At 62.2% G+C, this 8,690-nt stretch carries 8 protein-coding genes; 5 read left to right on the top strand and 3 right to left on the bottom strand.

What is annotated here, in order from left to right; genetic code table 11:
- Positions 1 to 66: 66 nt before the first annotated feature.
- Complete coding sequence (gene hemE / locus L0H65_RS09015; protein WP_301458541.1) at positions 67 to 1,098, bottom strand: uroporphyrinogen decarboxylase; 1,032 nt, start codon at positions 1,096 to 1,098, stop codon at positions 67 to 69.
- 108 nt (positions 1,099 to 1,206) lie between these two features.
- Here hemE and hemC point away from each other — a divergent pair, with 108 nt between their 5' ends.
- Together hemC and L0H65_RS09005 are read left to right on the top strand one after the other, a co-directional pair.
- Positions 1,207 to 2,151 (top strand): hydroxymethylbilane synthase, encoded by a 945-nt coding sequence (gene hemC, locus L0H65_RS09010; RefSeq protein WP_301458540.1) that lies wholly within the window; start codon positions 1,207 to 1,209, stop codon positions 2,149 to 2,151.
- On the top strand, positions 2,138 to 2,866 hold the full coding sequence (locus L0H65_RS09005; RefSeq protein ID WP_301458539.1) for a hypothetical protein: 729 nt from the start codon (positions 2,138 to 2,140) through the stop codon (positions 2,864 to 2,866). The genes hemC and L0H65_RS09005 overlap by 14 nt, the downstream gene beginning before the upstream one ends.
- On the opposite strand, the gene L0H65_RS09000 is transcribed toward L0H65_RS09005, so the two are convergent.
- Positions 2,847 to 4,262, bottom strand: coding sequence for an FAD-binding oxidoreductase (locus L0H65_RS09000; protein ID WP_301458538.1), 1,416 nt, complete (start codon positions 4,260 to 4,262; stop codon positions 2,847 to 2,849). The two genes, L0H65_RS09005 and L0H65_RS09000, sit on opposite strands and share 20 nt — an antisense overlap.
- A 70-nt stretch (positions 4,263 to 4,332) precedes the next feature.
- The gene (locus tag L0H65_RS08995) at positions 4,333 to 5,031 is read right to left on the bottom strand and encodes an arylesterase (RefSeq protein ID WP_301458537.1); all 699 of its coding nucleotides are present in this window, start codon (positions 5,029 to 5,031) and stop codon (positions 4,333 to 4,335) included.
- Here L0H65_RS08995 and L0H65_RS08990 point away from each other — a divergent pair.
- The 3 genes from L0H65_RS08990 to L0H65_RS08980 form a co-directional block, all read left to right on the top strand.
- On the top strand, positions 5,030 to 5,707 hold the full coding sequence (locus L0H65_RS08990; RefSeq protein ID WP_301458536.1) for an ABC transporter ATP-binding protein: 678 nt from the start codon (positions 5,030 to 5,032) through the stop codon (positions 5,705 to 5,707). The genes L0H65_RS08995 and L0H65_RS08990 overlap by 2 nt on opposite strands.
- Positions 5,704 to 8,223, top strand: a complete 2,520-nt coding sequence (locus tag L0H65_RS08985) for an ABC transporter permease (RefSeq protein ID WP_301458535.1) — start codon at positions 5,704 to 5,706, stop codon at positions 8,221 to 8,223. Before L0H65_RS08990 ends, L0H65_RS08985 begins: the two co-directional genes overlap by 4 nt.
- Before the next feature lie 81 nt (positions 8,224 to 8,304).
- Positions 8,305 to 8,690: M20/M25/M40 family metallo-hydrolase (locus L0H65_RS08980; RefSeq protein WP_301458534.1), on the top strand; the 386-nt coding region annotated here is incomplete at its 3' end.

The raw sequence follows: 8,690 nt of genomic DNA, 5'->3' as shown, positions 1-8,690 counted from the left end.
TCTTTAACGGACGAAAGACAAGAAAACCATTGACGGCTTCATCTTGGCCCAAATACCTAACCGACCTCAGCCACCCCGCACCACTTCAATCATCCGCGCCACATTGTCGGGATCGGCATCCGGCGTGATGCCATGGCCGAGGTTGAAGATATGCGGACCACCCGAAAACGCTGCCACAATTCGCCGCGTCTCATCCACCAGTGCCTGGCCCCCTGTAACCATATGGCGGGAGGCGAGATTACCCTGTACACAGCCATCCACCTGCACATGCGCCGCACCCCATTCCGGCGTTACCGAATTGTCCAGCGCGACGCAATCCGCCCCGGTCGCGCGTGCGAAACCGACATAGCCCTGACCCGCTTCGCGCGGAAAGGCGATGATCGGCACGGTCGGGTGCCGGGATTTGAGTTCCGCGATAATGCGCTTGGTCGGGAGCAGCGCGAAATCAACGAAGTCCTGACCCTGCAGACTCCCGGCCCATGAATCAAATAGCTTGATGACTTCTGCACCCGCCCGCACCTGGGCGTCGAGATATTCGATCGTGCTCTCCGTGATCCGCTCCATCAATGCGACAAAGGCCGCGCGGTCATTGTCTTTCAACCGATGCGCCGGGGCTTGATCCGGGGTGCCGCGACCGGCGATCATATAGGTCGCGACTGTCCAGGGCGCACCGGCAAAGCCGATCAGTGTGGTTTCCTGTGGCAGTTCGCGTGCCAACATCTTCACGGTTTCATAGATTGGCGATAGGGTTTCGTGAATCTCTGCCGTGGGCCGCAGCGCCTTGACCCCGGCCATATCGCTGATCGTTGACAGGCGCGGGCCTTCGCCCGTCACGAACCACAGATCCGCGCCCAACGCCTGCGGCAACAGCAAGATATCGGCAAACAGGATCGCGGCGTCAAACCCGAAACGGCGGATCGGCTGCAACGTCACTTCGGCGGCGAGGTCCGGGTTATAGCACAGCGACAGGAAATCCCCGGCCCGCGCGCGCGTCGCGCGATATTCCGGCAGATACCGCCCGGCTTGCCGCATCATCCAGATCGGGGGCGTGGGCAGTTTCTCGCCGCGCAACGCACGCAGAATTGTTTTATCGGTCATCACGCTCTCCTTCATCTCGCGGCCTGCCTTCCAAGTTGCGGCGGGCTTGTCAATATGACACATCATCCCCGGTTGTCAGCCCGGCGGCGGGGCGCTAGGAACGGGGCCATGAAACAACATCGTCCCACCCCCGCGCAGCCCTTGCGCATCGGCACCCGCGGCTCCCCCCTTGCGCTTTGGCAAGCGCATGAGGCGCGGCGCAGCCTGATGGTCGCCTTCGATCTGCCGGAGGCGGCGTTCGAGGTGGTGGTGATCAAGGTGACCGGCGACATGATTCAGGATCGCTCCCTGAAAGACAGCGGTGGCAAAGGCCTGTTCACGCGGGAGATCGAGGAGGCATTGCTCGACCGCTCCATCGACATCGCGGTCCATTCGATGAAGGACATGCCGACCCTGCAACCCCTTGGCTTGCGGCTCGATTGTTACTTGCCGCGTGAAGATGCGCGCGACTCCTTTGTTTCGTATCAGTACAATTCGCTGGCCGATCTGCCGCATGGCGCGGTCGTCGGCTCTTCCAGCCTGCGCCGGCGTGCGCAACTGGCCTTGCGGCGACCTGACCTGAAGCTGGTGGAGTTTCGCGGCAACGTCCAGACCCGTATGCGCAAACTGGAGGAGGGGGTCGCGGCGGCGACTTTCCTTGCCATGGCGGGGTTGAACCGTCTGGGCATGGCGCATGTCGCGAAATCCGCGATTGCGCCGGAGGAGATGCTGCCCGCTGTGGCACAAGGCGCGATTGGCGTCGAACGCCGCGCCGATGATGTGCAGGTGGCGGAAATGCTGGCGGCCGTCCATTGCCGGGATACCGGGTTGCGCGTCGATGCGGAGCGTGCGTTTCTGGCCGAACTCGACGGCTCTTGCGAAACCCCGATCGCGGCATTGGCGCTGCTGAAGGGCGATGAGTTGTGGCTGAGGGGCGAGATTCTGCGGCCAGATGGCTCTCAATCTCTGTCTGATGATATTCGCGGCCCTGCGGCGGATGGCCCTGCGATGGGGCGCGAATTGGCAAAACGGTTGAAGGCACGCGCGCCGGCGGGTTTCTTTGACTGGCGTTGACGCCCTGCTTGACGACGCGATTGCAGAGGCTTTTGCCGCCCCGTTTGCACGAATCTCTCTGTTGGCAATGCCCGATGGCTCCAAGGTCTGGATGAAGCGCGAAGAACGTATTTCCGGCTTGATGCGGCTGCAAAAAGGGAACCCCTCCAAAGCCTTTGCGCAGGAGCGGGAAGGTTTACATCTTCTCGCGCGGCTCGGTCTGGCCGCAGCCCCGATTCTGGCCGAGGGGCCGGATTGGTTCGTCACGCCCGATCTGGGACCGACGCTGCGCGATATGCTGCGCAACCCGCGACCGGATTCAGCGACGGCGTTCGCAGCGGGCGGCACTGCACTGGCGCGGTTGCATCTGGCCAGCTATCGCCACGGGCGACCGGCGATACGCGATCTGTGTTGGGATGGATCGGCGGTCCACTTCATTGATCTGGAACGGTTTTCCTGCGTGAAATCCGATCCGCGCGGACTGGCGCTCGATCTGATCGTCTTTGCCCATAGCATCATCAGCGATGGCTACAAGGCGCCTGCGAATACCGTGCCATCGTTGCAGGATGCAGCGTTGAATGCCTATCGCGGGTTGGCACCGGGGATATGGGCGCAGGCATGCAAGACCGCTCGCTGGCTCGCCTGGGTGCCGTTTCTGACGCGCCTTGTTCCATCCTCAAACGAATGGCGCGCGGCAAAGCCAACACTTGACCTGTTCAGGCAGGGTCCGGAATAACCTTGCCGGGGTTCATGCGGTTTTCGGGGTCCAGTGCCACTTTGATCGCCCGCATCACATCAAGCGCCACCCGGTCTTTGCGCCGTGCCATGGAGGGACGCTTGGACAGGCCGACGCCATGCTCCGCTGAGAAGCTCCCGCGCAGGGCCTGCACTTCGTCCTCTACCGCCTGCACAACGCGGTCATACAAGGCCGCATCGTCGCTTGTCGGAAACACGGTGTAATGCACATTGCCATCGCCCAGATGCGCCACGCAAATATCCTCCGCCCCAGGATCAAGTTCGGGCAGGCGGGCGGCCATCGCGGTCAGGAAGGTTTCCACCTTGTCCAACGGCAAGGCGATATCGGTATCAATCACCGGTGATCGGGCGAAGGTGATCTCCGCCGCCAATTCCCGCCGCTGCCACATCAAGCGGCGCTGGGCTTCGCTCTGGGCAATTTCGGCATCCAGCACGGTGCCAGACCCCATCATTTCGGCCAGTGTTTCTTGCAACAGCAGCGTCACCGGCACCTCACCCGCCACATCCGGAACAGCATCGCGCGGCGCAGTTGCGCCGATTTCAACCAGAATATTCACCGCTTGGCGTGGCGTGAACGGTTGGCGAATATCGGGCCGCGCCTCTGCCAATCGGCGCATATAGGTGTCAGGCATGTATTCGAACGCTTCCACCGCCCCACCCGTCGCCTCTCGCAAGCGGTTCAGCAGCACCAGCGCGTCGGGAAGGGATCGGGCGGCGAGCGTTGCGGTGGCATAGGCGCGCGGGCGGGGGACCAGTTTCATCACCGCGGCCGTGATGATGCCCAGCGTACCTTCCGCCCCGATGAACAGGTCGCGCAGATCATAGCCGGAGTTGTCCTTGTGCAATTCGCTCATCAGGTTCAGCACCCGGCCATCGGCAAGCACCACCTCCAACCCCAGACACAGCGCACGGGTGGAGCCATAGCGCAGCACGTTGGAGCCGCCCGCATTGGTCGACAAAACGCCGCCGATCATTGCGGAGCCCCGCGCGCCGAACCACAGCGGGAAATAAAGCCCCGACGCTTCAGCGGCGTCATGCAGCCGGTCCAGAATGACGCCCGCTTCGACAACCGCAATGCGCGCGTCAGGGCGAATCTCGCGGATCGCATTCATCCGCTCGACACTGATCATCAGCCCGCCTTCTGTCATGGCACCACCCACCAGCCCGGTGCGGCCCGACACCGGCACCACCGGCACGCCATGTTTGGCGGCGATTTTCAGGCAGGCCGAAACCTCGGCTGTGGTTGCGGGACGTAAAACCGCCAAAGGGTCGGCGGTGTAATGACCGGTCCAATCCTTCACATGACCGGCGCGGTCCGCGCCAGTCAGCACATGGTTGGCACCCAGCAGGGTGCGGAGTTCTTGGATTATCCCCATGTTTTCACTCTGTTGCGGACAGCCTTTTTCGTCAAGGATTAAGTCACCTGAAGCCCTTTGCGTTGCGGGTCTAAGGCTTTACCATCGTGATCAGGTCCAACACCTTCGGCCCTTCCGCAGCCACGATTCGCTTGACACCTTCTGCGTTGGGGTGGATGCCGTCGGCTTGCATATATTGCGACAGAAGTCCGGTGCGATCACCGGTCGGCGCCACAGGGGCGAAATAATCCGGTAGCAAGATTGCGTCATAGCGCTTTGCCAGGTCGGGGAAAATCGCGTCGAACTGTGCCTTGAAATCCGGACCGTAATTCGTCGGGGCTTGCAGCCCGACCAACAACACCGGCAGTGCCTTTGCCTTCGCAACTTCCAACATCTTCACCAGATTGGCGCGGGTAACCGCAGGGTCAATCCCGCGCAGCATGTCATTGCCGCCGAGATTGATGATCAACGCATCGACACCCGCCGACAGCGACCAGTCCAGGCGCGAAACTCCGCCTGCGGTGGTATCGCCGGAAACACCCCCATTGACGACTTCGGCCTGCGCGCCGTGATCTGCCAGCCATTGGTTGAGTTGAGGCACAAAACCATCGGCGCTGTCCAGCCCGTAGCCGGCAGTCAAACTGTCACCATAAGCCAAAACCTTGACCACTTCTGCGTGAGCGGTGCCAGCAACGGTGCAAAGCACAAGGCCCAGCGTAAAAACAAGGTTGCGCAACGCGTGCGCGGCCCCATATCCAAGGGCAAGGCAAGACCGAAGGGCAGATTTCATGGTGACTCCTATTCTGGCGCTGACTGACGCTACGCTGACGCTTGCGGGCAACGCAGGTCCGGTTGATATTTTGCGCGGCATTACGCTGGAGGTCCAGCGCGCGGAAAGTGTCGGGCTGGTCGGTCCGTCGGGGTCGGGCAAATCGTCGCTCCTTATGATCATGGGCGGGCTGGAACGCGCCACCAGTGGTCAGGTTTTTGCGCTGGGACATGATCTGACCACGATGGATGAGGACCAGTTGGCGCGCTTTCGTCGGGATAATATGGGGGTGGTGTTCCAGTCTTTCCACCTGATCCCGACAATGACCGCGTTGGAAAATGTGGCTCTGCCTTTGGAATTGGCCGGGGCAGAGGATGCTTTTGGCCGGGCAGATGCGGAGTTGCAGGCCGTGGGACTGGGTGCGCGGTTGGATCATTATCCCAGTCAGATGTCGGGGGGCGAGCAGCAACGGGTGGCTTTGGCCCGCGCTGCCGCGCCGCGCCCGGCGATTTTACTGGCGGATGAGCCGACGGGCAATCTCGATGCCAAGAACGGCGCTGCGATCATGGAACTGCTGTTCGGCTTGCGCGACCGGCATGAGGCGACTCTGATCATGGTCACCCATGCGCCCGAACTGGCGGCGCGGTGTTCCCGCGTGATCCACCTTGCCGATGGCCGGATTGAGGCCTTCGCATGAGCATCGCGCTTGCCTTCCGCTTTGCCCGCCGCGAATTGCGCGGGGGGTTGCGCGGGTTTCGGGTGTTTCTTGCCTGTTTGACCTTGGGCGTTGCGGCGATTGCGGCGGTCGGCATGGTCCGTGCCGCGATTGAAGGCGGCTTGACGGAACAAGGCGCTGTCCTTCTGGGCGGTGATGCGCAGATGGAGTTTACCTATCGCACGGCCTCAAAGCAGGAACTGGCGTTCATGGATGCCAACGCGACCAACAGGTCAGGGATTATCGACTTTCGCTCAATGGCGGTGGTGGGCGATGACCATGTGTTGACGCAAGTGAAGGCGGTTGATAGCGCCTATCCGTTGAATGGCGCGGTGGTGCTGGACCCTGCGCTGCCTTTGGCGGAGGCACTGGCGGTCAAGGATGGCACCCCCGGTGCGGTGATGGACCGCGTGTTGGTGGACCGGATGGGATTGAAGCCGGGGGACAGCTTCACTCTTGGAACGCAGGATTTTCGCCTGTCGGCGGTGCTGGTGACGGAACCCGACAGTGCGACGGGCGGCTTTGCGCTTGGCCCACGCACGATTGTTTTGACCGATGCGTTGAAGACCTCCGGTCTGATCGGGCCGGGGAGCCTGTTTGAGGCGAAATACCGTCTGATCCTACCGCCAAAGTCCAGCCTTTCCGAGTTGGAGACAAAGGCAGAGGCCGCGTTTCGCGACAGCGGAATGCGCTGGACCGACAGCCGCCACGCCACACCGGGGATTGCCCGCTTTGTGGACCGGATCGGGTCGTTTCTGGTGCTGGTCGGCCTGGCGGGTCTGGCGGTCGGAGGCGTGGGGGTTTCGGCGGCTGTGCGGGCATATCTCGATGGCAAGATCGCCACAATTGCCACGCTGAAAACACTTGGTGCGTCTGGAAGGATGATCTTTCAGACCTACCTCATCCAGATCGGTGTGCTGACGGTTTTGGGTGTGCTGATGGGATTGGTTCTGGGGGCAGGGGTGCCGCTCCTGCTCTCTCCCATGATCAAGGCATCGCTCCCATTTCCTGTGGCTTTCGGCCTTTACCCAAAGCCGCTGCTGGAGGCGGCGTTTTACGGGGTCGTCACGGCGTTTTTGTTCACGCTCTGGCCGCTGGCACGGGTGCAGAAGGTGCGGGCGGCGGTGCTTTATCGCGGTGGGGTCGGCAAGGTGGCAAGCCCCGGCTGGCCGCTTTGGCTGGCGATGGGCGGGTTGGTGGTCTTGCTTGTCGGCGCTGCGGTCTGGCTTTCCGGGCTTGCCACTCTGGCGCTGTGGGCGGCGGCCGGCGTGGTGGCCGCACTCGGCCTCCTCTGGCTTACTGCTTATGGCTTACGCCTTGCGGCGCGCGCGCTTGCCCGGTCGCGTTTTGTGCGCGGACATGTTGCATTGCGTGCCGCCTTGGCCGCAATCGGCGGCCCGAAGGATGAGGCATTGGCGGTGATCCTGTCGTTGGGTCTGGGCCTTGCAGTACTGGCCGCCGTCGGTCAGATTGACGCCAATCTACGCGCCGCGATTGCGCGCGACCTGCCGAGCGTGGCGCCATCCTACTTTTTTGTCGATATCCAGAATGATCAGATCGAGGGTTTCCTGAAACGCGCCAAGGACGATCCCGGCGTGTCGAAGGTCGAGGAAGCCCCGATGCTGCGCGGAGTGTTGACCCGGATCAACGGCAAGGATGCGCGCGAAGTGGCGGGCGATCATTGGGTGGTGCGCGGGGATCGCGGCGTCACCTACGCCGCGACCCCGCCGGACGGGACGACCATCACCGCCGGCACGTTCTGGCCCGCCGACTATACCGGGCCTCCGCAGCTTTCCTTCGCGCAGGAGGAAGCGGATGAGATCGGGTTGAAACTCGGTGACAGGATCACCGTCAACATTCTTGGCCGCGATATCGAGGCGACGATTACCAGCTTCCGGAATGTCGATTTTTCAACCGGAGGCATGGGGTTTGTGATGATGCTCAATCCCGCAGCGGTGGCAGGTGCGCCGCATACCCATATCGCGACTGTCTATGCGACAGAGGCGGCGGAGGCACCGTTGCTGCGTGATCTGGCAAAGGCCTATCCCAATATCACGGCTGTTCGGGTGCGCGATGCGATTGCGCGGGTGTCGGATGCGCTGTCGGCCATTGCCACGGCAACGGCTTGGGCGGCGGGTGCCACCTTGCTGACGGGGTTTGTGGTGTTGGTCGGTGCGGCGGCAGCGGGTGAGGGTGCACGGATTTATGAAGCAGCAATCCTGAAAACACTGGGCGCAAGCCGGGCGCGGATCATGGCGAGTTTTGCGTTGCGCGCGGGGTTGACCGGGGCGGCTGCGGGCGTGGTTGCGATCATCACAGGCGGGATATCGGGTTGGGCGGTGATGCGCTTTGTGATGGACGCGCCGTTCGCGTTTGAACCGCTGTCGGCACTTGCAATCGTGTCGGGCGGGGTGCTTGCGACGTTGCTGGCTGGGTTGGCCTTTGTCTGGCGGCCCTTGGCGGCGCGGCCCGCACAGGTTTTGCGGGCGCAGGAATAACCGCTTTTGAGGTGAACTGCCTGCTGAAACCATGCTATCAAGGTGTGGAAAATCTCAGCCGGAAATACGGGGGCTTTTACCATGGAAATGCGCGCCATTCTGGACCGCCTGATCGGCTTTGACAGCGTGAGCCACAAGAGCAACCTTCCCTTGATGCACTTTGTTCGGGACGTGTTGGCCGATGCTGACATTGACAGTCATTTGATCCCGGATGAGAGCGGCGAGAAGGCCAATCTCTGGGCAAGTGTCGGCCCGCGCGATGTGCCGGGGGTGATCTTGTCCGGCCATGTTGATGTGGTTCCGGTCGAGGGGCAGGACTGGACACGCACGCCCTTTGCCGTAACGCAGGAGGGCAGCAGGCTTTACGGCCGCGGAACCACCGATATGAAAGGGTTTGACGCCTGTGCCATCGCGCTGATGCTGACGGCCACCAAGCGGGATTTGAAAGTGCCGCTGATTTTGGCACT

It is taken from the genome of Pseudorhodobacter sp. (assembly GCF_030452865.1).
In the GTDB taxonomy this organism is placed as follows: domain Bacteria; phylum Pseudomonadota; class Alphaproteobacteria; order Rhodobacterales; family Rhodobacteraceae; genus Pseudorhodobacter.
Note: the sequence above shows the minus strand (reverse complement) of the source record. Positions and strands in the feature narration are given on the sequence as shown.

Excerpts from the sequence above, each read along its gene's own strand:
- L0H65_RS08995 (WP_301458537.1), bottom strand. The coding sequence starts at position 5,031 with ATGAAATCTGCCCTTCGGTCTTGCCTTGCCCTTGGATATGGGGCCGCG.
- L0H65_RS08990 (WP_301458536.1), top strand. The coding sequence starts at position 5,030 with ATGGTGACTCCTATTCTGGCGCTGACTGACGCTACGCTGACGCTTGCG.
- L0H65_RS09000 (WP_301458538.1), bottom strand. The coding sequence starts at position 4,262 with ATGGGGATAATCCAAGAACTCCGCACCCTGCTGGGTGCCAACCATGTG.
- hemC (WP_301458540.1), top strand. The coding sequence starts at position 1,207 with ATGAAACAACATCGTCCCACCCCCGCGCAGCCCTTGCGCATCGGCACC.
- hemE (WP_301458541.1), bottom strand. The coding sequence starts at position 1,098 with ATGACCGATAAAACAATTCTGCGTGCGTTGCGCGGCGAGAAACTGCCC.
- L0H65_RS08985 (WP_301458535.1), top strand. The coding sequence starts at position 5,704 with ATGAGCATCGCGCTTGCCTTCCGCTTTGCCCGCCGCGAATTGCGCGGG.